Genomic DNA, 24,886 nt, shown 5'->3' on the forward strand with positions numbered 1-24,886 from the left:
GTCTAAGGTCTCGATGTGGAAAACGGAGCGCGCCGGGACGCGCTCCGAAAAGGAAAATCATGCGAGTTTCTTTTCGGCGGCCGCGACGATGGCGTCCGCGGTGATGCCGAAATGCTTGAACAGATCCTTGGCCGGACCGGAGGCACCGAAGGAGTGCATGCCGATGAAATCGCCGTCGCTGCCGATGAAGGTGTCCCAGCCCTGACGGACGGCAGCTTCAGCAGCGATCTTGACCGGCGCATCGCCGATGATGGCCTTGCGGTAGGCGTCCGGCTGTTCGGCGAAGAGTTCGAAGCAGGGAACGGAGACGACGCGGGTGGCGATGCCCTTGCCGTTCAGTTCGGCCGCGGCCTTGACGGCCAGTTCGACTTCCGAGCCGGAGGCAAAGATCGAGACCTTGGCATTGTCGGCGGCGATCAGTTCGTAGGCGCCCTTGGCGCTGAGGTTTTCCGCCTCGTAGGTCAGGCGGGCAGGGGCCAGGTTCTGGCGGGTCAACGCCAGGCCGGACGGACGATGCTGTTCCTTCAATGCCAGCTGCCAGCATTCGGCGGTTTCCACCGCGTCGGCTGGGCGGAACATCAGAAGGTTCGGGATCGCCCGCAGCGCTGCCATGTGCTCGACCGGCTCATGCGTCGGGCCGTCTTCGCCGACACCGATCGAATCGTGCGTCAGCACGTGGATGACGCGGATGCCCATCAGGGCGGCGAGGCGGATCGACGGACGGCAATAATCCGAGAAGATCATGAAGCCGCCGGAATAGGGGATGAGACCGCCGTGCAGCGTGATGCCGTTCATGGCGGCTGCCATGCCGTGTTCGCGGATGCCCCAGTGCATGTAGCGGCCGGCAAATTCCGTCGGGGTGATCGACGTCATCTGGCTGGTCTTGGTGTTGTTGGACGGCGTCAGGTCGGCCGAGCCGCCGAGCGTTTCGGGCACGGTGCCGTTGATGACCTCAAGCGCATCCTCGGAGGCCTTGCGGGTGGCGATGGTCGGCGGAGCGCCGGCCAGCTTCTTCTTGTAGGTGTCGATGGCGGCATCGAGATTGCCAGGCAGTTCGCCGGCAAAGCGGCGGGTGAACTCGGACTTCTTGGGCGAAGCGGCCAGACGGCCTTCCCATTGCGTGCGTTCGCCGACCGAACGCTTGCCGGATTCGCGCCAGGCATCGAGAACGTCAGCCGGAGTTTCGAAGGCGGGTGCTTCCCAGTTGAGAGCCTTGCGGGTTGCCGCGATTTCGTCTGCGCCGAGCGGCGAACCGTGAACCTTATGCGAACCCTGCTTGTTGGGAGCGCCGAAGCCGATCGTGGTCTTGCAGGCGATGAAGGTCGGGCGGTCCGATGTCTGGGCATTTTCGATGGCGGCGGCGATCTGGTCGGGATCGTGGCCATCGACTTCGATCGTGTTCCAGTGGACGGCCTTGAAGCGGGCGATCTGGTCGGTCGAATCCGACAGCGAGACGGTGCCGTCGATGGTGATGTTGTTGTTGTCCCAGAACAGCACCAGCTTGTGGAGCTTGAGATGGCCGGCAAGGGCGATTGCCTCGTGGCTGATGCCTTCCATCAGGCAGCCGTCGCCGCACAGGACATATGTATGATGGTCCTGCAGGCCGGCGCCGAATTCGTCGCCGAGCTTGCGTTCGGCGATCGCCATGCCGACGGCATTGGCAATGCCCTGGCCGAGCGGGCCGGTGGTGGTTTCGATGCCCGAGGCATGGCCGTATTCAGGATGGCCGGCGGTCTTGGAGCCGAGCTGGCGGAACTGCTTGAGGTCCTCGATGGTCATGTCTTCGTAGCCCGTCAGATAGAGCAGCGAATAGAGCAGCATCGAGCCATGGCCGGCCGACAGCACGAAGCGGTCGCGGTCGGCCCAGAGCGGGGCTTTCGGATCGAATTTGAGGTAACGGGAGAATAGCACCGTTGCCACGTCGGCGGCACCCATGGGCAGGCCGGGATGACCAGAATTCGCCTTTTCAACGGCGTCCATGGAGAGGAAACGGATCGCATTTGCCATCCGGTCGTGTTTTGCGCGAGAGATCATTGACTGTTCCGCTTGAGTTCGGTGGACAGGGAACGGTCTCTATCCTCCAAAGACCGTACGAGAAGCGGCTGACACATAACAGTTGCTTCGGCGGAGTCAACAAATACGGCCTTTTTGACCCCGCCGGAAGACGCTTTTTGCGCGGCTTTCCCGCGCAGTCCCGGCAAATGGGGCCCTTGCGTGCTAATCGATTTAAAATTCGTGATCCACAGGTTACGCAGCCCGCGCAGGCGGATGGCGTTGTGGAGACTTGCCGAATGGGTTTATTAGTGAGATTGGCTTGAAATACAGGCTCCGGAGAGCGATTCGACGCGGGCCGGTGCGTATCGGGACAGCGTTATGGCGGCAGGAAAGACAGTCAAGGCAGCGATCGACGAGTTGCGCAGCGCAGTCGGCAGCCTCGAAAATGCCATTGACGGGCGCTTCGACCGGGAGCGCGATCATGGCGAAATCGAAGGCGAAGTCCGCCGCGTCAACACAGACCGGTCGCGTCTCGCCCAGGAACTCGACCAGTCGCAATTCCGGGCCAACCGCCTCGAGGAAGTCAACCGCGAAGTCTCGCGCCGTCTGGTGACGGCCATGGAAACGATAAGGGCAGTGCTGGACCGCTGATGCGTGGTCGGCCTGCGGCTCAGGTGACGTGAATGGCGCAAGTAACGGTGATGATCGACGGCAAGGCCTATCGCATGGCATGCGAGGAGGGGCAGGAAGATCATCTGACCGAACTGGCCACCCGTTTCGACCAGTATGTCAGCCATCTCAAGACCCAGTTCGGCGAGATCGGCGACCTGCGCCTGACCGTCATGGCCGGCATCATGGTGATGGACGAACTCAGCGAAGTGAACCGCAAGCTGAAAAGCCTGCAGACGGAAGCCGACAATCTGAAGCAGGGCCGCGATGCGACCCTGTCAGACCAGCAGAAGGCGGAGGAGGCTCTGGCCTCGGCCCTTTCGGAGGTCACATCGCAGATTCACGGGATTGCGATGAAGCTCTCGGGCAAGGCGGCTCCGGCCTCCAACTGATTTTTGACAAGTTGGGCATGCGGCACTGGCGCAAGCCATCGATGCACTCTATATTGACGTTGCGGTCTGCGCTTCCCGACAGGACACCACAATCCCTGGGGCCATACTCGATCCAACGGGAGCTGTCCCTGACCTGGCCCGTGGGCTAGGTCACATGGCGCCCACCTACGTTTGTAGGCACCCAGGATCGTAAAAAGTCCATCGGTTGTGTGGATCGCACCTTTTCTCTTCCGGAAAACGCTTCAGCCTTACGCCGCCGGCCGAAAGGCCTCGCGGATGGCGTTGGACATGCTCTCAACGATCCGCGTGTTGCCCCGGGCTCTGGTTTTCATCACCACATTCGAAAAGTCGATGACGTCATATCCGTCCGCGGCGGTCAGTTCGCGGCATCCGGCGGGGATGCTGCTGCGCGTCAGCGGGGCGATGGCAAGGCCCGATGTCACCGCGGCGATCAGGCCACTGCTGGTGCGGCTGACATAGGCGACGCGGCTTTCCAGCCCGCGTTTCTGCAGGCTCTTGAGTGCCAGCTCGTCGCACCAGCCATTCTTGAGATAGGTATATGTGGCGATCGGCAGCGGCCGCCGCTCATGCGCGCAATGCTGGTCGGAGGTCACCCAGACGGTGGGATCCACCATGAGGACTTCGTTTCTCGTCTCGCCGCCCGGTTCGAAAACCACGGCGATATCGATTTCTCCGGCGTCGAGTGCCGCGAGGTTGGCCATCGAGACGCCCTGCTGCACCGTCACCTCGACGCCGGGATGAACGGCGGCGAAGGTGCCCAGTGCCTTCGGCAGGGTCGAGTTGATGTATTCCTCCGAAATTCCGATCCTGACCGAGCCGTCGAGGGCCGGCAGCCGGATCGATGCTGCCGTGTCGTCCAGGAGCGTGACGATGCGGCGGGCGTTGTCGAGCAGTCGCGCGCCGTGGCCTGTCATATTGACACCGCGCGATCCCCGCTCAAACAGCGTTTCGCCGAGAATATCCTCGAGCTTCTTGATCTGCATGCTGACGGCCGACTGGGTTCGACCCACCGTTTCTCCCGCCTTGGTGAAATTGCCGCTGTCCGCCACCGCGACGAACGTCCGCAGGAGATCGCTTTCAAGAGGGGGAAACATTGCATCCTGCCATCATTTTTTCTGATGGTAGGTATGTTTGCAATTCGTTGGCGATATGTCAATCGAGGCCCGATACTTGGACGAATCCAAGGAGTACCGGGCATGAAAGATGATCATGCGAAACGAGGGCGGCTCAGTTCAACCGTCGCGGCCATTCTGCGCAAGATTTCCCGATGGCAGTCGGAGCGGCTGGCGCGGCAGGCGTTCGCGCAGATAGTCAGAGGCAGAAACCGGCATCTGCTTGATGACATCGGGATAGACAGGCTGAACGCCTGCTATGGGTGTGGCCCGGCTCAAGATGAGAAGGCCGCCAGTGAGAGACATCGTTTCTGGATGTTATGAAATCAGCTTCATGCGGGCGGCGCGGAAAACCGCCTCGGCGACATTGCCCGCCTGCAGCTTGCGCATGGCCGAGGCGAAAGCCTCGTCGATCCTGTCATGGGAAATGTCTGTTTCGCGGGTAATGTCTTCCCTGGTCCGTCCGCGCGCGGCCAATGACAGGCAGCGCAGTTCCAGGGGATCGAGTTCCTGCAGCATCTTGTCCTTCATGGACATGGCCGGCTCCGTCTTAAAGCTGAACAGTTCCCCGCATCGCCGGAAGCGGGCACCGAACTGTTTTCATGATGTGATTGGCGGCCTTCTCTTGCACGGTGGTGAGAGGCCGTGAAAGCGGAACTGCTTTGCATAATGAACAGACCTCTAATGTTGTGCCAGATTGAACAGCAAACGCTTTTCTGTCGTAAAAGGTTGCATAAGCGACGGCGCCACGGTTCCCCTGCCTGCGTTCGATGCACTAGAAATGGACACTGGCAGACAGGAGGGCATGTGCATGACACCCAGGGAACAGAAGGCGGCGCTGCGCATGGAGCGGCTGGCGCTGCGCGATTCGATGACGCCGGAGGCGCGGATCGAGGCAAGCCTTCGCATGCTCCGCCATGCCGGAGATGCCATCGAATTTGCGCCCGGACAGGTGATTTCCGGCTTCTGGCCGATCCGCTCGGAAGTCGATATCCGGCCGTTGATGGCGCGCTTGCGCGAGCGCGGCGCGCGTCTGTGCCTGCCGGTCATCCTCGACAAGAAGACGATCGTGTTTCGCGAACTGGTGGCGGGCGCCCCGACCGTCGAGACCGGCTTCGGCACGACCGGGCCGGGCGAGGACGCGGCCGTGCTCGATCCGGATATCATGCTGGTGCCGCTGTCGGCCTTCGACAAGGCAGGGCACCGGATTGGCTATGGAGCGGGATATTACGACCGTGCAATCGAGCGTTTGCGCCAGAAAGGCCATATGCCGAGGCTGATCGGGATTGCATTTGACTGCCAGGAAGTGGCATCAGTGCCGGCGGAGCCGCATGATGTGGCGCTGGACGCCATGCTGACGGAAAGCGGGCTCCGGATCTTCGGGCTAGGATAGAGCGAATATGAGACTTCTGTTTCTGGGTGACATGGTAGGCAAGACCGGCCGGACGGCGGTCTGGGAAAAACTGCCCGGCCTGATCAGCGACCTGAAGCTCGATTTCGTCATCGTCAACGGCGAGAATGCCGCCGGCGGTTTCGGCATCACCGAAGACATCTTTCTCGAGACCATCAATGCCGGCGCCGATGTGGTGACCACCGGCAATCATGTATGGGATCAGAAAGAAGCGGTCTCCTTCTGCCAGCGGCATGACCAGTTCCTGCGGCCCGCCAATTATCCGGCCGGAACGCCGGGGCGTGGCTCAAACCTTTATTTCGCCCGCAACGGCGCCCGCGTCCTCGTCGCCAATGTCATGGGCCGCGTCTTCATGCATCCGGAACTCGACGATCCCTTCAAGGCCGGCGAGGCGATCCTTGCCGCCTGCCCGCTGAAGGAACAGGCCGACGCCATCATCTTCGATTTTCATGCGGAAGCGACCAGCGAGAAACAGTGCTTCGGGCATTTCGTCGATGGCCGCGCCAGCTTCGTCGTCGGCACCCACACCCATGTGCCGACCGCCGACCACCAGATCCTCAACGGCGGCACGGCCTATATGTCGGATGCCGGCATGTGCGGCGATTACGACTCGTCGCTCGGCATGGAAAAGGAAGAGCCGCTCAACCGCTTCATCTCCAAGATGCCGAAGGGGCGTTTTGAGGCTGCGTCCGGTCCGGCGACCCTCTGCGGCGTCGGCGTCGAGATTTCCGATCGCACGGGACTGGCGGAAAATATCGCGCCGCTGAGGATCGGGCCGCGGCTGGCGGAAACGATACCGGCATTCTGGGGATAACATCGAAGCCGGCTTCACGGCGCGCTGGCTTCGCTTGAGGCCAGACCCGTTCCCGTATGCGGCAATGCAATGACGCGATTGTGAGCGGCTGCACGCAATCGCCGCTGGACCTTGCGCCCATCCTGCCTATCCTCTTCGCCCATGCCAACCTTTGCCTGCGAGGTGCTGCATGATGTCGAGATTGCTTCTGCTCACATTGGCCGCCATCGCGCTTGTGCATTTCCTGTGGCCGATGCCGGCGCATGCGCAAGGGGCGCCGCAGCCGGTCAGCCAATGCCAGGCGATCGCGCAATCGCTCCCCAATGTCACCTTCGCCAGTTTCAAGCCGCCGGCCGCGCTCAAGACCCAGGTTCCAGTCAACGAAGAGGTCGACATCACCTATGTCGGGCACTCGACATTCCTCATCGAAACCCCGGGAGGCGTGTCGATCGCGACAGATTACAGCGGCTGGTATGCGCCGGCGAAGGTGCCGGATGTGGTGACGATGAACAAGGCGCATTCCAGCCACTACACGTTGACCCCGGATCCGTCGATCAAGCAGGTGCTGCACGGGTGGAGCGACGATGGACGGCCGGCCGATCACGATGTCGTCGTCGGCGATGCCTATATCCGTAACGTGACGACGGATATCCGCTCCTTCGGCGGGGCGATGGAGCCGGACGGCAATTCGATCTTCATCTTCGAGGTCGCGGGTCTCTGCATCGGCCATCTCGGCCATCTGCATCATGAACTTGACGATACCGACTATGCCGAGATCGGCCGGCTCGACGTGCTGATGGTGCCGGTCGACGGAGGACTGACGATGGGGGCCGAAAGCATGAGCCGGGTGGTGACGCGGCTGCGTTCGGCGCTGATCCTGCCGATGCACCGGCGCGGGCCGCCGGTCACCAGCTTCCTGCAGATGTTCGGTGACGGCTTCGACAAGCGTTTCGCGCAGCAGGCAAGCGTCACCGTGTCCCTGCGTTCCTTGCCAAAGAAGCCGCTGATTTATATCCTGCAGGGTGTGTGACCCTGGGATTGATGGAATGAAATTTTTCGCCGCCGCGCTTCTCGCTGTTTTCTCCATGACATCTCTCGCTCTGGCCGATGGTGGAGCGCCGCCGCCGCGCATGCCGACGGCGGATGGATCCGGGGCCACGACGCAGCAAACGGAGACGCAGGCCGAGCCGAGGACGGGGCTCGGAACACAGGAAGAATTCGTGACGCCGACCCACAACATCGGTTGCGTTTTCACGCCGGAGGGCGGTACGGCCACCTACATGCCGGCCGGGGGAGGACCGGAACTCTCCTGCGATCGCGTCGAACCGGTCTATGCGCGGGCCACGCTCGGGCGTTCCGGACCGCCGGAGATCGACCGCAACGTGACGGGCGAAGCCAGCTGCTGTTCGGCAAACCCCGTTCTGGAATATGGCGACGTCTGGCGGCGCGGGCCTTTTACCTGCGCCTCGGCGCGCACCGGTCTCACCTGCACGCGTGACGACGGTCACTCGATGTTTATCAGCAGAAGGCGCATTTCGGGGAATTGAAAGCGCGTTCTCACGCTGGACGGAACGGATCAATAAAACTATAAGGCGCCATCTCAAAAGAAGAATAGATGCGGAGGGCGCCATGGCCGGCCATTCACAGTTCAAAAACATCATGCACCGCAAGGGCCGTCAGGATGCCGTGCGGTCGAAAATGTTCTCCAAGCTCGCGCGTGAAATCACCGTCGCGGTCAAGGGCGGCCTGCCCGACCCGACGATGAATGCGCGCCTGCGCCTGGCGATCCAGAACGCCAAGGCACAGTCGATGCCGAAGGACAATATCGAGCGCGCCATCAAGAAGGGCTCCGGCGCCGATGGCGAGAACTACGAGGAAGTCCGCTACGAAGGCTACGGCCCGGGCGGCGTTGCCGTCATCGTCGAGGCTTTGACCGATAACCGCAACCGCACCGCCTCCAACGTCCGCTCGACCTTCACCAAGGCCGGTGGCGCGCTGGGTGAAACCGGCTCGGTGTCCTTCTCCTTCGACCGCGTCGGCGAAATCTCCTACAAGCTTTCGGTTGGTGATGCCGACAAGGTGATGGAAGCGGCGATCGATGCCGGTGCCGAAGACGTGACGACGGACGAGGACGGCCACTTCATCATCTGCGGTTTCGAAGATATCGGCGACGTTTCCAAGGCGCTTGAAGCGACGCTCGGCGAAGCCGATACCGTCAAGGCGATCTGGAAGGCCCAGAACACCGTGCCCGTCGATGAAGAGCGCGCTCAGTCGCTGATGAAGCTGATCGACACGCTGGAAGACGACGACGACGTGCAGAACGTCTACACCAATTTCGAAGTCTCCGATGAAGTGATGGCCAAGCTTTCGGCCTGAGCTTGGCTGTATTGCGACGGTTCGTGTTGCCGTCTGTCGGAATTGGCGAGCCAGTTCCGACAGTGGGCCCTTGGGCTCCTCTCTTTTCGAGAGGATGTTGACCATATATTTGGACGAATCCGCAGAAACCTCCGTCTGCCGGCGACGGGACTGTATTGCCTTTCCCTCTCGTGTGAAGCAGAAGAATCCTTCTCAAAGAGGAGAGGGTGAGTTGATCGCGGTCGTGGAAGGTATCAGTGCGGCCGGCAAGACGACGTGGTGTCGAACGCACGCGCCAGAGTGCATCGTTCCGGAGACGTTTCCGCCCGATCGTCACCATCAGTCATCGACCGGACTGCCAACTGCACAATATTGGACGGATTGGAATGCCAAGCGCTGGGCAGACGCTCTTTCCGTCGAGGCGGGCAGGGGCGTTGCGGTTTGCGATACCGATCCGCTGAAACTCCATTATCTTTGGAGCCTAGTGCAGATTGGCGAGGCCCCAAAAGCCCAATGGTTGCTGCAGCTTGAAACCACAAGGGCCGCGTTTGCAGCGCGGCGCCTGGGCTTTGCTGATCTTTATCTGGTGAAGAAAATCGATGCAGCGGTAGCGCGTTTGCAGAGTGACGGTGACACCAAGCGATTGCGAGACAAATTCGATCTTCACGTTCGCCTTCAAGAGCCGCTGATCGCTTGGTATCAGTCCTTAGATCGTGTTTTGCCGGAGTGCGTGCTCTGGCACCTGCCGGATATGTTGCCAAGTCGGAAGGACGGTGACCGACGCAACCGGTACGATTTAGAAGCGTTCGACACTCTCATCCTTTCTCTTCCAGCATTTTGAGCAGCTGTGCTCCGGATGAAGGCTCCTCACGCCACCTTTGCCAGCTCCTGCTGCGCATCCGCAAACAGCCGCACCGATTTCAGCCGTGCATCCATATCGTAGATCGGCATGGAGACGATCAGTTCATCGGCGGCCGTCTGCTCGAGGAAGCGGTCGAGCTTCGTCTTGATCGTGTCCGGCCCGCCGACGACCGCATAGGTCATGGCGTGATCGACGAAGATCTTTTCGGTTTCGCTCCACAGACCATTCATGGTTGCCACCGGTGGCGGAAACTGGCCACGCGCATTGCGCCGCAGCGCCACGAAGGATTGCTGCATCGAGGTGAAGAGGTGGTTTGCCTCGGCATCGGTGTCGGCCGCGACGCCCATGATGCCGACCATGGCATAGGGCTTATCGAGATATTCCGACGGCTCGAAACGCTCGCGATAGATTTCCAGCGCCGACAGAAGCATGTCTGGCGCGAAATGCGAGGCGAAGGCGAAGGGCAGGCCGAGCATGCCGGCAAGATGGGCGCTGAAATGGCTGGAACCGAGCAGCCAGATCGGCACGTTGCTATCGGCGCCGGGCACGGCGATCAGAGCCTGGTCTTCACCGGCCGGGGCCAGCAATGCCTGTAGCTCGACGACATCATTGGGGAAATTGTTGGCGCTGGCCTCCATGTTGCGGCGAAGTGCCGATGCCGTGCGCATATCGGTTCCGGGCGCGCGTCCAAGACCGAGATCGATACGGCCGGGATAAAGCGCTGCCAGCGTGCCGAACTGTTCGGCGATCACCAGCGGCGAATGGTTCGGCAGCATGATGCCGCCGGAGCCGACGCGGATCGTCTTGGTGCCGGCGGCCACATGCGAAATGACGATCGACGTCGCGGCGCTGGCGATGCCCTTCATGCCGTGGTGCTCGGCCAGCCAGAAGCGCTTGTAGCCGGATGCCTCGGCTTCCTGCGCCAGACGGCGGGAGTTGTGCAGGGCCTGGGACGCGTTTGAGCCTTGCGTGATCGGCGAGAGGTCGAGAATGGAAAAAGGGACCATGGAAAAAGCCTTTGATCAACGAATTTGATGAAAGTCTATGTAAGAACGAATTTTGCAAATCCAAGGCAGGCGGCGGAGTGGGGATGAAGATCATTGCTTCCTAAAACACGCGGATGTTTTTGTTTTGTTCACATTTTGCTGGCAGCGTCCGGGTATGAGTATTAAGCTTCCGACCATGCAGAACACGATTCGTATCATCGGCATCGATCCAGGCCTCCGGCGCACCGGATGGGGCATTATCGATACGCTGGGCAACTCCCTGCGCTTCGTTGCCTCCGGTACCGTTACCTCCGATGGCGACATGGATCTGGCCTCGCGGCTCTGCCAGTTGCATGACGGCCTGTCCGATGTGATCCACACCCATAAGCCCGACGAGGCGGCCGTCGAGCAGACTTTCGTCAACAAGGATGCGGTGGCGACACTGAAGCTCGGTCAGGCGCGCGGTATCGCCATGCTGGTGCCGGCGCGCGCCGGGCTGCAAGTGGCTGAATATGCGCCGAATGCGGTGAAGAAGGCCGTCATCGGCGTCGGTCACGGCGAAAAGCGGCAGATTCACATGATGCTGAAGATCCTGATGCCCAAGGCCGAATTCAAGGGCGACGACGCTGCCGACGCGCTGGCGATCGCTATCTGCCACGCGCACAATCGGGGTGGTGCCCGGATGCGGATGGCGGCGCTTGCCGGGTAGTTTGTTCTTGACTTGTTCCGCGGTGGCGATTAAGTAATACCTTAGAGGTATTACCATGCGTGTTACGGAAAAAGGCCAGGTTACCATCCCGAAGAACGTGCGTTCGAACCTTGGTATCGAGCCGGGATCGAGCGTGGAGTTCATTCTCAAGGGAAACGAGGCTGTGCTGCGCCGCATCGAACCGGCTCAGGCAGGGATCGAGCGCTCGGTTCAGGAGTTTTCCGATCATCTGAACCGCCATAAAGGTTCGATGAACCTCGGCGGGATGGACGGAGACGAATTTTATCGGCTTTTGAGGGGCTGATGGCGACATTGGTCGATACAAATGTGCTGATCGATGTGTTTCACACGGGCAGCCCCTTTGAGGAATGGTCGGCTTTCCGGCTGGCGGATGCCAGACGTGAAGGGGCTGTCGTCATCAATCCATTGATCTATGCCGAAATGGCTGCTGGTTTCGTCCTGTCATCAACGCTCGATGCGGTCCTGTCGCCGTCTGCTTTTCAGCGGGAGGATTTGCCATGGGAGGCCGCTCATGCTGCTGGGCAGGCCTTTTTGAGATACAAAAAATCGGGAGGCGACAAGCGGTCTCCGCTACCGGATTTCTATATCGGCGCTCATGCGGCAGTGCGCGGTTATCGCATTTTGACCCGCGATCCTGTGCGATACAAACTCTATTTCCCCTCCGTCGAACTGATCACGCCGGAAACCCACCCATGAAGGATGTTGCGCCATGATCGGCAAGCTCAAGGGAACGATCGACGAGATCGGCGACGACCATGTGGTCGTGGATGTTCATGGCGTCGGTTACGTCGCCCATTGCTCGTCAAGGACCCTGTCGAAGATCGGTTCGCCCGGCGAGGCTGTCGTGTTGTTTATCGAGACCTATGTGCGCGAAGATCAGTTGCGGCTGTTCGGCTTCCTGTCGGCGCTGGAGCGGGAATGGTTCCGGTTGCTGCAGAGCGTCCAGGGTGTTGGCTCCAAGGTGGCGCTGGCCGTGCTGTCCGTGCTGACGCCCGGCGAACTGGCCAATGCCATCGCGCTGCAGGACAAGACATCCGTTTCGCGTGCGCCGGGGGTCGGACCGAAGGTTGCGGTGCGTATCGTCACCGAGCTCAAGAACAAGGCACCGGCCTTTGCCGGAGAGGCGGCGGCCAATATCGGGCTCAAGCAGGAGCTGGGCGAAGGCGTTGCCTCCGCGCCGGTTTCCGATGCGGTGTCGGCGCTCAGCAATCTCGGCTACTCGCGCGACCAGGCGGCGAACGCCGTGGCGGCCGCGCTCAAGAATGGCGGGGAGGGGCTGGACAGCGCCAAGCTGATCCGGCTGGGGCTGAAGGAACTGGCGCGATAGCGCGTTGCCATTGCGCCCGCAGCATGAGATTGAGTTTTTATGAGTGAAGAGCACAGACTGATCACACCGGAAAAGCGCGGCGAGGATCTCGATGCGACGCTGCGGCCGCAATCACTGGACGAGTTTACCGGCCAGGCGGAGGCGCGCGCCAATCTGAAAGTGTTCATCGAAGCGGCGAAGAACCGTGGCGAGGCGCTGGATCATGTGCTGTTCGTCGGTCCGCCGGGCCTTGGCAAGACGACGCTGGCGCAGATCATGGCCAAGGAACTCGGGGTCAATTTCCGCTCGACCTCCGGGCCGGTCATCGCCAAGGCGGGCGATCTCGCCGCGCTGTTGACCAATCTCGAAGATCGTGACGTGCTGTTTATTGATGAGATTCATCGTCTGAGCCCGGCCGTCGAGGAAATCCTCTATCCGGCAATGGAGGATTTTCAACTCGACCTGATCATCGGCGAAGGGCCGGCGGCGCGCTCGGTGAAGATTGACCTGTCGAAGTTTACGCTTGTCGCGGCAACGACGAGGCTCGGGCTTTTGACGACGCCGCTGCGCGACCGCTTCGGCATTCCGGTACGGCTGAATTTCTATACCGTCGAGGAACTGGAGCTGATCGTCAGGCGCGGTGCCCGGCTGATGGGGCTTGGCATCACCGATGACGGGGCGCGGGAAATTGCGCGGCGCGCGCGCGGCACGCCGCGTATCGCCGGGCGGCTGTTGCGCCGCGTACGCGATTTTGCCGAGGTGGCCAAGGCCGAAGCGGTAACCAAGCAGATCGCCGATGAAGCACTGACCCGGCTTCTGGTCGACAATATGGGCCTAGATCAGCTCGACAAGCGCTATCTCAACATGATCGCCCTCAATTTTGGCGGCGGTCCGGTGGGCATCGAGACGATCGCGGCCGGTCTGTCCGAGCCGCGCGATGCGATCGAGGATATCATCGAGCCCTACATGATCCAGCAGGGGTTCATCCAGCGCACGCCGCGCGGGCGGACGCTGACGGCCAATGCCTGGAAGCATCTGGGACTGGCCATACCCAAGGACCTGGAAGCAACGCAGTTCCGCCTGTTCCAGGAGGAGGATTGATTGATTTCACGGCGCGGTTTTCTCAGCACGGCCGGCGGTCTCGTGCTTTCGAGCGTGGCGACAGGAGCCTATGCCATCGGTATCGAACCGAACCGGCAGCCCCGCGTAACGCGCTACAGGCTGGTCCCGAACAATTGGCCGGCCGGATTGAAACTGAAGCTGGTCGTCCTTGCGGATATTCACGCCTGTACGCCCTGGATGTCGCCCCGGCGGATCGGTGAAATCTGCGAGCAGGCCAACGCGCTTGGCGGCGACATGATCCTGCTGTTGGGGGATTTTCTGTCCGGCATGCGGATCAAGACCGGTCATGTGGCACCGGAAGATTGGGCGCGCGAGCTTGCCCGGCTCGCCGCGCCGCTCGGCATTCATGCGGTGTTGGGAAACCACGACTGGCTCGACGATCCGGCTGCAATGGCGGCGAGAAAGGGGCCAACGATCGTTCACCAGGCGCTATCGTCGATCAATGTTCCGGTCTATGACAATCGTGCCAGCCGTTTCGAAAAGGATGGTGGGGCGTTCTGGCTTGCAGGACTTGCCGACCAGATCGGACCACGGCCGGGGTTCGACGATTTGCCCGCGACCCTGGCGCAGATCCGCGACGAGGCACCCGTTATCCTGATGGCGCATGAGCCGGATGTCTTTCCAACGGTGCCAAAGCGCGTGTCGCTCACGCTTTCGGGCCACACGCATGGCGGACAGATCCGCCTGTTTGGCTATTCCCCCGTCGTTCCCTCGCGTTTTCGCAACCGGTATGCCTATGGCCATATCATCGAACACGATCGCAACCTGATCGTCTCCGGCGGGCTTGGTATGTCGGTTCTGCCCATCCGTTTCGGCTCGCCGCCGGAAATCGTCGTCGTGGAACTCGGGTAATGTCCAAGCGCCGGATGATCCGCATCGATGCTGCGCCGAAGCGGTTCAATTTCCGCATCGCCGGTCTCGGATTTCGCGAAGGCCATGTGCTCGTCCACCGGGCGACACATGAGGATTTCTGGACATTTCCGGGCGGGCGCGCGGAGATCGGCGAAACGTCGGCCGAGACGCTGACGCGGGAGATGGTGGAGGAGCTCGGCGTCGAGGTCGCCGTCGGGCGCATGCTGTGGACGGTCGAGAATTTTTTCCGTTATGAAAAGCGCGATTATCACGAGATCGGCTTTTACTACCTGATGGACATCCCGGTCAGTTTTCCCTTCCATCCGCATAAGATCGTCCACCGTCTGAGGGACGGCAAGAACGATCTCGAATTCAAATGGGCGAAAGCCACCAAAGTGGCCCTGACGGATCTCGATATCCCGCCCTATTTCATCGCGGAACAGATCGAAAACTTGCCACAGACGCCGGTCCATATCATCTGGAACGACGGCGATCTCGACCGGTAGGGCTGCCCGCCGTCAGGATGCGCTTGGGCTTCCCGGTTCTTGCTGAACCATGTGCTCGATCGTCTGCCGCAGCAAATCCATCCCTCCGGGCTTCCAGCCCAGTGCCTCGATCTTGCAGGTGCCCATGGCATTGCCCGCCATCGTCTCGGCTGGCGGCGGCAAGGGGTGCGGACAGTGCGTGATGCGTTGCAGGATGGACAGGATTGTCCGGGTGTCGGTCAGGATGTCCGAGACGTTGAAGGTTTCGCCGTTGATGCGCACGGTATCGGATTCCAGCAACAGCCGGACGGCTCTGGCGACATCCTCGCCATGCACTTCGGTGCCGACGCGGGGCAGGGTGGGTCTGCCCGCCAGATAATCGTCGAAGAGCGATGCCCATTTGTGTTCCCGGCCCGGTCCGGCGAGGCCGTAGATGCCGGTTGCGCGCAGGCTCGCAGTGACGAAGCCGTGGCCGCAGAGGGAAAGCAGGCTGCGTTCCGCCTGCAGCTTGACCTCGCCATAAAGCGTATCCGGTCTGCCGTGCATGTCTTCTGTCAGCAGCACGCCCGGCTCGCCGGGGCCATAGGCGGCGCGGCTCGAGAGGAAGACGCAGCGGCGCACACCGGCATCGCGCGCCGTCTCGAACAGCCGCACGGTTCCATCCAGATTGGCGTGGCGGAACCCCTGCGGATCGTCGCCTTCGCCGCCGCGATATTTCCCCGGCAGATGGCCGAAGGCGGCATGGACGAAATAATAGACGTTGTCGAAAGCCTCGATCTGGTCTGCATCCGGATCAAGCCTGAGCGGCACGAAGGAAACGCTCTTCGAGAAGAAGCCGGGATCGGGGGGCGTGCGGCCACCGACGGTGACCTTGTAGCCGTTGGCCAGCAGGTGCTCGACGATGAAGCGGCCGGCATAGCCGGTGCCGCCGGAAACGAGAACGCGTGTCATAAGCTTCCTGATATCAGTCCGGGTTTGGCAGATCGGCAACGTCCGGAATGTTTTCGCCGGTCAGGAAAGCATGCCAGAGATTGATCAGCGGTCGCAGCCTTTCCGCCTTCGGATGATCGTTTTCCCAAGGTTTTTCATATTGATAATGCAGCACGCCGATCGATGACCAATCCCACAGCGCCGGCATGTTGAACCAGACATATTGCAGCATGTTCATTGTGACAGGGAGGCCGTGCCAATCCGGGAAGAAATTCTGCAGAAATGTCTGATCGGTGCGCGGCCAGAAAGCATCCGGCGTGTCCAGCCGTGTGAGCATGGCATCGAAGGTCTGGAGCGAGGGCGTAGCGACGAAAACGCCGGAGTTCAGCCGGTGGAAATCGGCCAGGCTCTCATAGACGTTGGGGGCGGCGGAAAATTCGGGATAGGCGAAATAACGGTCGATGTTCTTCAACACCAGCGCGTCGGCATCGATGAAGATGCAGCGCTCGTATTCGGTCAGCTGCCAGAGACGCAGCTTGCAGAAATTGTCGAGCGGCGAATGGAAGTCCGGTTTGCGCCCCTTGGTGAAGGGGGCTGCGCTGTGAACGTTGTGGCGCGCATGCCGTTCGTTGAAGCCGTCCGACAGAGGCAGGAGGTCGGTGGCGACGAGCCGGCAGCTGAATTCGGCGAGGGGGTGGAGGCATTCAGGGTTGACGCCGCCGGTGTGGAGCACGACGATATCGGCGTCCGTTCCCGTCCGCCGTATGGAGCGGGCAAGCGCCGTTGCGCCCATGGCATAATCGGCATTCGTCACCAGTGTGACGAATGCGTGGTGCGACCCGGCGGGGCGGGAAGGCGGGATGCCCTCTGGAACGGAACCCGGCTGCGTCATGAAACCGATTTCAGCCTTCTTCCTTCCGGATCGTGGTTGATCTTGGCGGCGATGTCCTTGGTCCAGGCGGAAACAGCCGGCACGCGGCTGCGATCGACGCGGTAGGCGTATTTCTTGCCGACATCGACGATTTCCGCAAGCAGGCCATCCTGAAGCGTCGTCGGGTTGAGGCCGAGTTCGCGGAACTTCTCGTTGCGCACGACGAGATCGTTTTCAGCCGCTTCCTTGCGTGGATTGGGCAGCCAGGCGATCTCCGATCCGGTGAGGCCGGCGATCATCTTGGCGAGATCACGGACTCGGTGCGTCTCGGTCATCTGGTTGAAGATTTCGACGCGTGCGCCGCGCTGGGGCGGATTTTTCAGGGCCAGCTCGATGCAGCGTACCGAATCCTGGATGTGGATGAAGGCGCGGGTCTGGCCGCCGGTGCCGTGCACGGTCAGCGGATAACCGATTGCCGCCTGAATGAGGAAGCGGTTGAGCACGGTGCCATAGTCGCCGTCATAGTCGAAGCGGTTGATCAGCTGTTCGTGGCGGCGGGTCTGCTCGGTATGCGTGCCCCAGACGATGCCCTGATGCAGGTCGGTGATCCGCAGGGCGTCGTTCCTGGCATAGAATTGGAACAGCAGCTGATCGAGGCATTTGGTCATGTGGTAGATCGAGCCGGGATTGGCTGGGTAGAGGATTTCCTGGGCGACTGTGCGGCCATCCTGCGCCTCTATGCCAACCGGAAGATAGCCTTCGGGAATGGCAGCGCCAACCGTCGAATAGCCATAGACCCCCATGGTGCCGAGATGGACGAGATGCGCATCGAGGCCGATCTCGACCAGCGCGTTCAGGAGATTATGGGTGGCGTTGACGTTGTTGTTGACCGTGTAGTTCTTGTGGCGGTCGCTCTTCATCGAATAGGGGGCGGCGCGCTGCTCGGCGAAATGGATGACGGCGTCCGGACGATTGTCCTTGAGCCAGTTTTTCAGAAGTTCGTAATCGCGGGCCAGATCGATCAGGTGGAAATGGATGCGCCGGCCGGTTTGCGCATGCCAGATACGGGTCCGCTCCTGAATGGAGTCCATCGGCGTCAGCGATTGCACGCCGAGTTCTGTATCGATCCAGCGGCGCGAGAGATTGTCGAGAATGTGGATGTCATGTCCGGCATCGGACAGATGCAAGGCTGTCGGCCAACCGACAAAGCCGTCACCGCCAAGGACTGCAATCTTCATGCGCCAATCTCCTGTGGGATGGGAAGTCATGCGCTGGTGATAGGAGAACATTGTGACAAACCTGCAATGCTTGCAAAAGCCGTTTGGTTCCTGCACAGGAAAAAGAATAATTTTGCGAGGGCGCCTATGAGTTTGATTTCGCTCGCCGGTGAGCTGACGGATAACGGACACCGGCTGATTCAACGGGTCTATTACGAAGACACGGACTTTTCCGGCGTCGTCTATCACGCCCGCTATCTGCATTTCATGGAACGGGCCCGCACCGATTATCTGCGGCTGCTGGGCGTCGAGCAGGCGACGCTGGCCATCGAGGGCGATACTGAAGGTCTCGTCTTCGTCGTCCACCGGATGGAGATCGATTTCAAGCAGCCGGCGCGGATGGACGATATCCTGACGATCGTCACGACGACGGAAAAGGCGGGCGGTGCCAAGATGGTGCTGGCTCAGGAAATCCGCCGCGACGATACGCTGCTGATCGCTGCGAAGGTGATCATCGCCGTCATCAACGGCAAGGGGCGGCCCCGGCGGCTGCCGGAGACGCTGGCGGCACGTTTTTGGGGCGCCGGGCCTGCGGTTTGAACCGCAGGCCGATTATGTTGGTTGCCGGCGCTCATGGATGGCGGCACCGCGCGCATCGTTTGCGCGGTGCCTGCGTGTTTCAGAGCCAGGGGTGCCGGGCGGGCTTTACGCCGTTGAGATAGTAGTTTCCGATATGAAACGGCTTCCAGCGCGCCGGATCGTGCAGCGTATGGGTCCGGGCATTTCTCCAGTGGCGGTCGAGGCCATGGGCAGACAGCGTTGAGCGCGTTCCCCCAAGCTCGAAGAGCTTGTTGGAGGCCAGAATGGCGATCTCGGTGGTCAGGAATTTCGATTCGGCTGTGGCGACGGCTGCCTCGGCCACGGTTTCGTCTGTCGGGTTCTTCAGGGCGATATCGATCAGGCGGGCTGCGCGTTCAAGCAGCGCTTCGGCCGCATGCAGCCGAATTTTCAGATCGCCAACGGCAGCGATGGTGAACTGGTCGTCGCTGGCACGGTCCTGTCCGGAATCGACCCACGGCCGTGCACGGTCGCGCACGAAGCGGATTGTTTCCTCGATCGTGCCCCTGGCGATACCGGCATCCACCGCCGCCTGGATGATCTGTGAGATCGCGCCTGCCGGGGTGGGGTTGGCAAAGGCGAGGTAGGCCGGAATAACCCGGTCGGCGGATATCTTGACATTGTCGATCACGACGCTGCCCGATGCCGTCGTGCGCTGGCCGAAGCTCGACCAGTCGTTGATGATGGTCAGGCCCTCCGCCGAGCGGTCGGCAAACGCCAGATGGGGGAGACCTTCGCCGTTGACGGCGACGATCGGCACGACATGGGCGAGAAGCGCGCCGGTCGAATAGAACTTTTTGCCGTTGACGACGAAGTTCTCGCCATCCGGTTCGATGCGGGTTTCGAAGGCGGCGACATGCTTGCTGCCGCTTTCGGAGAAAGCATTGCCGAACCGGATCCCCTTGAGGACGTCGCCGAGGAGGGCCTGTTTCTGCGCTTCCGTGCCGTCAGAGACGATGTGCTCGACAATGGCCAAATGGTTTTGCGGAATCTGCCCGAGCGAAGGATCAGCTGCCGAAATGATCTTGATGACCTCGGTCAGGGTGACGTAGGACACGCCGGCGCCGCCATATTGCTTGGGAATTGTGATGCCCCAAAGCCCGCTCTGCGAGAAGGCGTCCAGTTCCTCAAGTGGCAAAAGTCCTTCCTTGTCGCGAAGGGCGGCGCCCTTGGCGAAATCGGCCGCGAGGCGGTGGGCGATCTCGATGGCCTCCTGATCGGACGCGATGATATGGGCGGGTGTGGTGGGGCGAGGCCGGGGCTGAAACAGCGTGTCGGGATCGTTCACCCGCGGTGCATCGGCAATGTTCTGTGGTACGATGGTCATGCTCATCTCCCTTTGGTGCCGGAGATTCCGTGGTCGGAAAATCGTCGCGACATACCGTTTCTACCGTCCGGGCCATGCCGGAACCGTAATAATCTATAAAATCTATAAGGATTACAGGAAATCTATGCCAATTGCGGATTGTGGCGGAGAATAAACTCTCGGCCGGAGGCGGTTGGCCTGTCAGGATCGCAGTGCAGATGCGAAAGCGCTAAGACTTCGTTAACCATAATGATGTCTTAATGCCCGTATTAGGGTTTTGTGCAGTGCACGTCATCCTTTCACCAAGATTGAACGCAAGAAGGCAACAGGAAGCTTAAAGACCGGCATGAGGCCGGTTATCGGCAGCTGCCGGGTCAATCTTGCAACAATGACGTTTGAGCACCCTGGCTGTGAGCATGAGACTGCTCTTGCCGGGCGTTTGGATTCGGGGATTTGAGAACGATGGAACAGGTTGGATTGGCTGCGGCGACGACAGACGTGACGCTGTGGTCGCTATTCATGGAAGCGGGCTTCGTGGTGAAGCTGGTCATGCTCGGGCTGATTGGCGCCTCGGTCTGGACCTGGGCGATCGTCGTCGACAAGACCCTGAAATTCGGCAAGGTGCGCCGTCAGCTGGATGCCTTCGAGCAGGTCTTCTGGTCCGGCCAGTCGCTGGAAGAGCTTTACCGGACGCTGTCCGACCGGACGACCTCCGGCATGGGGGCGATCTTCGTTTCGGCGATGCGCGAATGGAAGAAATCCTTCGAGCGCGGCGCCCGTTCGCCGATCGGCCTGCAGATGCGTATCGACAGGGCAATGGACGTGACGCTGTCGCGGGAAGCCGAAACGCTCGAAGCGCGGCTCGGGTCGCTGGCAACCATCGGTTCGGCCGGCCCGTTCGTCGGTCTGTTCGGTACGGTCGTCGGTATCATGACGTCGTTCCAGGCGATCGCCGGATCGAAATCGACCAATCTCGCGGTCGTTGCCCCCGGTATCGCCGAGGCGCTTCTCGCCACCGCGATCGGCCTTCTCGCCGCTATCCCGGCGGTTATCGCCTACAACAAATTCTCCGCAGATGCCGGCAAGCTGACGGCGCGCATGGAAGGCTTCGCCGACGAGTTCTCGGCCATTCTTTCGCGCCAGATCGATGAGAAGCTGCAGCCGCGCCAAGCTGCACAGTGATGGCCGCGCAGTAAAGAGCCGCAGCGGCACGAAGACGGAGATAGACCATGGGTATGTCAGCAGCAGGTGGATCGAAGGGCGGCGGCCGGCGCCGTGGCGGCCGCAGCGGCCGTGGCGGCAAGGGCGTCATGAGCGAAATCAACGTCACGCCGTTCGTGGACGTCATGCTGGTGCTGCTGATCATCTTCATGGTGGCTGCACCGATGATGACGGTCGGTGTGCCGATCGACCTGCCGGAAACGCAGTCGAAGGCGCTGAACTCCGAAACGCAGCCGATCACCATTTCCGTCAAGGAAAACGGCGAAGTCTTCCTGCAGGAAACCGCCATCCCGATCGCCGAAGTGGCCGCCAAGCTCGAGGCGATCGCCACGACGGGCTATAGCGAACGTATCTTCGTGCGTGGCGATGCGACGGCACCCTATGGCGTGATCGCCGATGTGATGTCGCGCATCCAGGAAGCCGGTTTCAAGAATATCGGCCTCGTTACCCAGCCGAAGAAGGACCAGTAGAGCGCTGCGATGAAGACAAGCCTCGTCACATCCGCTGTACTGCATGCTCTCGTTTTGACCTGGGCGCTGGTATCGCTTGGCAGCCCGGAGAAGTTCGAAGTGTCGAATCTCGAGGCGATGCCGGTGGATATCGTCCCGATTGATGAACTGACCCAACTTCAGCAGGGAGACAAGGACGCGCCCAAGGCGGAAACGCCATCGGCCGTGCCGACCAAGAAGCCGACGGAAATCCAGGGTGCCGAAAATGTCGGTGAAAATGATATCGATCTGAAGACGCCGCCCAAGCCGGTATCGAAGCCGATCGAAAAGGAATCGACCGGCGCCATCAAGGCCGAGGAAAAGCCGGTTCCCACACCGGAGCCGGTGAAGGAAGACAGCCCTCCAGTAAAAGAGGAGAAGCCGGCTTCCGAGCCTGCGACCGAAGTGGCGAGCCTTCCCGAGCCCAAGACAGAGGTCAAGCCTGATCCCAAGCCGGCGGAACAGGCGGTCGAGGAAAAGCCCGCAGAGAACCCCGACGCGGAAGCATTGCCCGACAAGATCCCGACACCCGTCGTGAAGCCCAAGGTCGAGCCGCAGGCACAGACCGCCAAGACTCAGGACCGGAAGAACGAGGAAAACAAGAAGGATCAGAAGAAGGCCGCAACTGCCAAACAATCCGACTTCAACGCGGACGAGGTAGCGGCCCTTCTGAACAAGCAGGATTCGTCGGGCGGCGGTGCCAAGCGCTCCACCAATCCGGCAGCAGCGGGCGCCAAGAAGACAACGGGCAATACGCTTTCGCAAAGCGAAATGGATGCATTGAGGGGCAAAATCGAAGGCAACTGGTCGGTTATCGCTGGCATATCGGGCGCAGAGGGACTGACCATTCGGGTCTCCATGCAGCTTGACCGCAGCGGTGCCCTGATCGGGACGCCAGAAGTGGTTGCCTCCGGTGGAACGGATTCTGCCCGGCGTACATTCGAGGGCAGCGTCCGGCGGGCGATCATGAAATCGGCTCCGTTCACCGATCTGCCTGCCGACAAATACGATTCCTGGAGCGACGTCGTCGTCAATTTCGATCCGAGCGCAATGCTCTAAAAACACACGCGAGTGAATGGCTGAAAGGCTTCTATAATCATGTTAAAACGCAACCCATTCCGTTTTCTCGTCGCGCTTGCGGCGATGGTCACGCTTTTGACCTCGCCCGCCCACGCGCTGGTGGAAATCAACATCAACAAGGGCAATGTCGAGCCCCTGCCGATCGCCATCACCGATTTTCTGCAGGGTGAGCTGGGGCAGAAGATTTCCGATGTGGTGGCCGCAGACCTCAAGCGGTCCGGCCTGTTTGCGCCGATCGACAAGAAGGCCTTCATCGAGAAGATTTCCAATCCGGACGCTGCACCCCGCTTTGAAGACTGGAAGGTCATCAACGCCCAGGCGCTGGTCACCGGGCGCGTCACGCAGGAAGGCGATGGCCGCCTGAAGGCCGAGTTCCGCCTGTGGGATAGCTTTGCCGGCCAGCAGATGACCGGCCAGCAGTTCTTCACCCAGCCGGAAAACTGGCGCCGTGTCGCCCATATCATTGCCGACGCGATCTATGAGCGCATCACCGGCGAGAAGGGCTATTTCGATACCCGCATCGTCTATGTCGCCGAAAGCGGCCCGAAGACGGCGCGCAAGCGGCAGCTGGCAATCATGGACCAGGACGGCTTCAATGCCCGTGCGGTCACCAATTCCAACGATATCGTGCTGACGCCGCGTTTCTCGCCGAACAAGCAGGAAATCACCTATATGTCGTTCGAGGGCAACGAGCCGCGCGTCTATCTGCTGCAGCTCGAAACCGGACAGCGCGAAGTGGTCGGCAACTTTCCGGGCATGACCTTTGCACCGCGCTTCTCGCCAGACGGCCAGCGGGTGATCATGAGCCTGCAGCAGGACGGCAACGCCAACATCTACACGATGGACCTGCGCTCGCGCACCACGACGCGCCTGACCTCGACGGCTGCGATCGACACCTCGCCGTCCTATTCGCCGGATGGCAGCCAGATCGTCTTTGAAAGCGACCGTGGCGGCAGGCAGCAGCTCTATGTCATGAGCGCCGGCGGCGGCGGACAGAACCGCATCTCCTTCGGTGACGGCTCCTATTCGACGCCGGTCTGGTCGCCGCGTGGAGACCTGATCGCCTTTACCAAGCAGTCGGGCGGCAAGTTCTCGATCGGCGTGATGAAGCCGGACGGTTCGGGCGAGCGCATCCTGACCACCGGCTTCCACAACGAAGGTCCGACTTGGGCGCCGAACGGCCGCGTTCTGATGTTCTTCCGCCAGAACGCCGGGGCAGGCGGTCCGCAACTCTACTCGATCGATCTGACCGGCTATAACGAGCAGCTGATCCAGACCCAGGGCTTCGCCTCGGATCCGGCCTGGTCGCCCTTGCTGGAATAGCATTTGCCTGTGCGGCGGGAAATGTGGCGAAGCCGCCGCTTTCTCGCCGTAAAGTGCTGATTAGCAGGCCGCATGCGAATTTTGTCAAACTGTTAACCATATCCGTTGAAATGGGGTTAACCGCTTCCGGTTACAGTCTGGCAACCCTGAATTTAGACCATCCAAGGAGACCGGCCCATGAGCCGCATTCACGCCCAGGCCGCAGGCCGCATGCAATCCATCGCTCGCAACCCTGCCATGATCGCGCTTTTTGCCGCTCTGGCACTTGCAGCCTGCGCCAAGAAGCCGATGAACAGCGCCGGCGATCTTGGCCTCGGTGCCAATGCGGCAACGCCCGGCTCCACCCAGGACTTCACGGTCAATGTCGGCGACCGCATCTTCTTCGATACGGACTCCACGTCGATCCGCGCCGATGCGCAGGCGACGCTTGATCGTCAGGCCCAGTGGCTGGCCAAGTATCCGAACTACGCGATCCGGGTCGAAGGTCATGCCGACGAACGCGGCACCCGCGAATACAACCTGGCACTCGGTGCCCGCCGCGCTGCCGCAACCCGCGACTATCTCGCATCGCGCGGTATTCCGGCTGGCAAGATCAAGACGATCTCCTACGGCAAGGAAAAGCCGGTCGCCGTTTGCGACGACATTTCCTGCTGGTCGCAGAACCGCCGTGCGGTCACGGTTCTCGGTGGCGCCGGCATGTAATTGCCGGACTGTCGAAAGCTTCAGGAAAAGGCGGTCGTT

The 24,886-nt window shown here is 61.0% G+C and carries 30 protein-coding genes and 1 other RNA gene; 23 read left to right on the top strand and 8 right to left on the bottom strand.

The annotated features are described in order from the left end of the window. Positions 1-57 precede the first annotated feature (57 nt). A complete protein-coding gene (gene tkt / locus ADU59_RS12370; RefSeq protein ID WP_068954414.1) occupies positions 58-2,034 on the bottom strand; it encodes a transketolase in 1,977 nt (658 codons plus the stop codon). 339 nt (positions 2,035-2,373) lie between these two features. Between tkt and ADU59_RS12375 the strand changes: the two genes are divergently transcribed. From ADU59_RS12375 to ssrS, 3 genes are all read left to right on the top strand, one after another. Beyond that, positions 2,374-2,646 (top strand): DUF4164 domain-containing protein, encoded by a 273-nt coding sequence (locus ADU59_RS12375; RefSeq protein ID WP_068954415.1) that lies wholly within the window; start codon positions 2,374-2,376, stop codon positions 2,644-2,646. A 32-nt stretch (positions 2,647-2,678) separates the two neighbouring features. After that, positions 2,679-3,056, top strand: coding sequence for a cell division protein ZapA (locus tag ADU59_RS12380; RefSeq protein WP_068954416.1), 378 nt, complete (start codon positions 2,679-2,681; stop codon positions 3,054-3,056). Between the two features lie 60 nt (positions 3,057-3,116). Continuing rightward, a non-coding RNA gene (ssrS, locus tag ADU59_RS12385) (6S RNA) lies at positions 3,117-3,276 on the top strand. A gap of 28 nt (positions 3,277-3,304) precedes the next feature. Here the strand turns inward: ssrS and ADU59_RS12390 are convergent. Continuing rightward, a complete protein-coding gene (locus ADU59_RS12390; protein WP_068954417.1) occupies positions 3,305-4,171 on the bottom strand; it encodes a LysR family transcriptional regulator in 867 nt (288 codons plus the stop codon). A 102-nt stretch (positions 4,172-4,273) separates the two neighbouring features. Here ADU59_RS12390 and ADU59_RS30255 point away from each other — a divergent pair, with 102 nt between their 5' ends. Then, entirely contained in the window at positions 4,274-4,513 is a 240-nt protein-coding gene (locus ADU59_RS30255; RefSeq protein WP_139093168.1) for a hypothetical protein, read from the top strand. Here the strand turns inward: ADU59_RS30255 and ADU59_RS12400 are convergent. Then, positions 4,508-4,726 (bottom strand): helix-turn-helix domain-containing protein, encoded by a 219-nt coding sequence (locus ADU59_RS12400; RefSeq protein WP_099050808.1) that lies wholly within the window; start codon positions 4,724-4,726, stop codon positions 4,508-4,510. The two genes, ADU59_RS30255 and ADU59_RS12400, sit on opposite strands and share 6 nt — an antisense overlap. A 274-nt stretch (positions 4,727-5,000) precedes the next feature. Here ADU59_RS12400 and ADU59_RS12405 point away from each other — a divergent pair, with 274 nt between their 5' ends. The 6 genes from ADU59_RS12405 to ADU59_RS12430 all read left to right on the top strand — a co-directional run bounded on the left by ADU59_RS12405 (position 5,001) and on the right by ADU59_RS12430 (position 9,589). Next, a complete protein-coding gene (locus tag ADU59_RS12405; protein ID WP_068954419.1) occupies positions 5,001-5,582 on the top strand; it encodes a 5-formyltetrahydrofolate cyclo-ligase in 582 nt (193 codons plus the stop codon). 7 nt (positions 5,583-5,589) lie between these two features. After that, positions 5,590-6,414 carry a TIGR00282 family metallophosphoesterase gene (locus ADU59_RS12410; RefSeq protein WP_068954420.1) on the top strand — a complete coding sequence of 275 codons (825 nt, stop codon included), beginning with the start codon at positions 5,590-5,592 and terminating at the stop codon, positions 6,412-6,414. Positions 6,415-6,583: 169 nt separating this feature from the next. Further along, positions 6,584-7,423: an MBL fold metallo-hydrolase gene (locus ADU59_RS12415; RefSeq protein WP_068954421.1), complete on the top strand. Its 840-nt coding sequence runs from the start codon at positions 6,584-6,586 to the stop codon at positions 7,421-7,423. A gap of 16 nt (positions 7,424-7,439) precedes the next feature. Then, positions 7,440-7,940, top strand: coding sequence for a hypothetical protein (locus tag ADU59_RS12420; RefSeq protein WP_083198237.1), 501 nt, complete (start codon positions 7,440-7,442; stop codon positions 7,938-7,940). 82 nt (positions 7,941-8,022) lie between these two features. Beyond that, entirely contained in the window at positions 8,023-8,769 is a 747-nt protein-coding gene (locus ADU59_RS12425) for a YebC/PmpR family DNA-binding transcriptional regulator (RefSeq protein ID WP_068954422.1), read from the top strand. Between the two features lie 211 nt (positions 8,770-8,980). After that, positions 8,981-9,589: a hypothetical protein gene (locus ADU59_RS12430; protein WP_068954423.1), complete on the top strand. Its 609-nt coding sequence runs from the start codon at positions 8,981-8,983 to the stop codon at positions 9,587-9,589. Positions 9,590-9,615: 26 nt separating this feature from the next. On the opposite strand, the gene ADU59_RS12435 is transcribed toward ADU59_RS12430, so the two are convergent. After that, positions 9,616-10,617, bottom strand: coding sequence for an LLM class flavin-dependent oxidoreductase (locus ADU59_RS12435; protein WP_068954424.1), 1,002 nt, complete (start codon positions 10,615-10,617; stop codon positions 9,616-9,618). Between the two features lie 175 nt (positions 10,618-10,792). Here ADU59_RS12435 and ruvC point away from each other — a divergent pair, with 175 nt between their 5' ends. From ruvC to ADU59_RS12470, 7 genes are read left to right on the top strand one after another with little or no spacing between them, the layout of a single operon-like run. After that, the gene (gene ruvC, locus ADU59_RS12440; RefSeq protein ID WP_068954425.1) at positions 10,793-11,305 is read left to right on the top strand and encodes a crossover junction endodeoxyribonuclease RuvC; all 513 of its coding nucleotides are present in this window, start codon (positions 10,793-10,795) and stop codon (positions 11,303-11,305) included. A gap of 55 nt (positions 11,306-11,360) precedes the next feature. After that, positions 11,361-11,609, top strand: coding sequence for an AbrB/MazE/SpoVT family DNA-binding domain-containing protein (locus ADU59_RS12445; RefSeq protein ID WP_068954426.1), 249 nt, complete (start codon positions 11,361-11,363; stop codon positions 11,607-11,609). Next, entirely contained in the window at positions 11,609-12,022 is a 414-nt protein-coding gene (locus ADU59_RS12450; protein ID WP_068954427.1) for a type II toxin-antitoxin system VapC family toxin, read from the top strand. The genes ADU59_RS12445 and ADU59_RS12450 overlap by 1 nt, the downstream gene beginning before the upstream one ends. A gap of 13 nt (positions 12,023-12,035) precedes the next feature. Continuing rightward, entirely contained in the window at positions 12,036-12,653 is a 618-nt protein-coding gene (gene ruvA, locus ADU59_RS12455) for a Holliday junction branch migration protein RuvA (protein WP_068954428.1), read from the top strand. Positions 12,654-12,692: 39 nt separating this feature from the next. Further along, positions 12,693-13,733: a Holliday junction branch migration DNA helicase RuvB gene (ruvB, locus tag ADU59_RS12460; RefSeq protein ID WP_068954429.1), complete on the top strand. Its 1,041-nt coding sequence runs from the start codon at positions 12,693-12,695 to the stop codon at positions 13,731-13,733. Beyond that, a complete protein-coding gene (locus ADU59_RS12465) occupies positions 13,734-14,606 on the top strand; it encodes a metallophosphoesterase (protein WP_068954430.1) in 873 nt (290 codons plus the stop codon). After that, positions 14,606-15,112, top strand: a complete 507-nt coding sequence (locus tag ADU59_RS12470; protein ID WP_068954431.1) for an NUDIX hydrolase — start codon at positions 14,606-14,608, stop codon at positions 15,110-15,112. Before ADU59_RS12465 ends, ADU59_RS12470 begins: the two co-directional genes overlap by 1 nt. 12 nt (positions 15,113-15,124) lie before the next feature. Here the strand turns inward: ADU59_RS12470 and ADU59_RS12475 are convergent, their stop codons facing one another. The 3 genes from ADU59_RS12475 to ADU59_RS12485 are packed head-to-tail and all read right to left on the bottom strand — an operon-like array spanning position 15,125 to position 18,130. After that, entirely contained in the window at positions 15,125-16,042 is a 918-nt protein-coding gene (locus ADU59_RS12475; RefSeq protein ID WP_068954432.1) for an NAD-dependent epimerase/dehydratase family protein, read from the bottom strand. Between the two features lie 13 nt (positions 16,043-16,055). Then, the gene (locus ADU59_RS12480) at positions 16,056-16,913 is read right to left on the bottom strand and encodes a glycosyltransferase (RefSeq protein WP_068954433.1); all 858 of its coding nucleotides are present in this window, start codon (positions 16,911-16,913) and stop codon (positions 16,056-16,058) included. Further along, entirely contained in the window at positions 16,910-18,130 is a 1,221-nt protein-coding gene (locus ADU59_RS12485; RefSeq protein ID WP_068954434.1) for an NAD-dependent epimerase/dehydratase family protein, read from the bottom strand. The genes ADU59_RS12480 and ADU59_RS12485 overlap by 4 nt, the downstream gene beginning before the upstream one ends. 126 nt (positions 18,131-18,256) lie before the next feature. Between ADU59_RS12485 and ybgC the strand changes: the two genes are divergently transcribed. Continuing rightward, positions 18,257-18,709 carry a tol-pal system-associated acyl-CoA thioesterase gene (gene ybgC, locus ADU59_RS12490; protein WP_068954435.1) on the top strand — a complete coding sequence of 151 codons (453 nt, stop codon included), beginning with the start codon at positions 18,257-18,259 and terminating at the stop codon, positions 18,707-18,709. 79 nt (positions 18,710-18,788) lie between these two features. Here the strand turns inward: ybgC and ADU59_RS12495 are convergent, their stop codons facing one another. After that, a complete protein-coding gene (locus ADU59_RS12495; RefSeq protein WP_202970067.1) occupies positions 18,789-20,060 on the bottom strand; it encodes an SfnB family sulfur acquisition oxidoreductase in 1,272 nt (423 codons plus the stop codon). Between the two features lie 435 nt (positions 20,061-20,495). Here ADU59_RS12495 and tolQ point away from each other — a divergent pair, with 435 nt between their 5' ends. From tolQ to pal, 5 genes are all read left to right on the top strand, one after another. Beyond that, entirely contained in the window at positions 20,496-21,215 is a 720-nt protein-coding gene (gene tolQ / locus ADU59_RS12500; RefSeq protein ID WP_068954437.1) for a protein TolQ, read from the top strand. Positions 21,216-21,262: 47 nt separating this feature from the next. Continuing rightward, positions 21,263-21,724 carry a protein TolR gene (gene tolR / locus ADU59_RS12505; protein WP_068954438.1) on the top strand — a complete coding sequence of 154 codons (462 nt, stop codon included), beginning with the start codon at positions 21,263-21,265 and terminating at the stop codon, positions 21,722-21,724. Between the two features lie 9 nt (positions 21,725-21,733). Continuing rightward, on the top strand, positions 21,734-22,801 hold the full coding sequence (locus tag ADU59_RS12510) for a hypothetical protein (protein ID WP_068954439.1): 1,068 nt from the start codon (positions 21,734-21,736) through the stop codon (positions 22,799-22,801). A gap of 33 nt (positions 22,802-22,834) precedes the next feature. Further along, the gene (gene tolB, locus ADU59_RS12515; RefSeq protein WP_099050809.1) at positions 22,835-24,145 is read left to right on the top strand and encodes a Tol-Pal system beta propeller repeat protein TolB; all 1,311 of its coding nucleotides are present in this window, start codon (positions 22,835-22,837) and stop codon (positions 24,143-24,145) included. Between the two features lie 177 nt (positions 24,146-24,322). Next, positions 24,323-24,847 (top strand): peptidoglycan-associated lipoprotein Pal, encoded by a 525-nt coding sequence (pal, locus tag ADU59_RS12520; protein ID WP_068954441.1) that lies wholly within the window; start codon positions 24,323-24,325, stop codon positions 24,845-24,847. Positions 24,848-24,886: the final 39 nt, after the last annotated feature.

This window comes from Pararhizobium polonicum (genome assembly GCF_001687365.1).
GTDB classification, from domain to species: Bacteria; Pseudomonadota; Alphaproteobacteria; order Rhizobiales; family Rhizobiaceae; genus Pararhizobium; species Pararhizobium polonicum.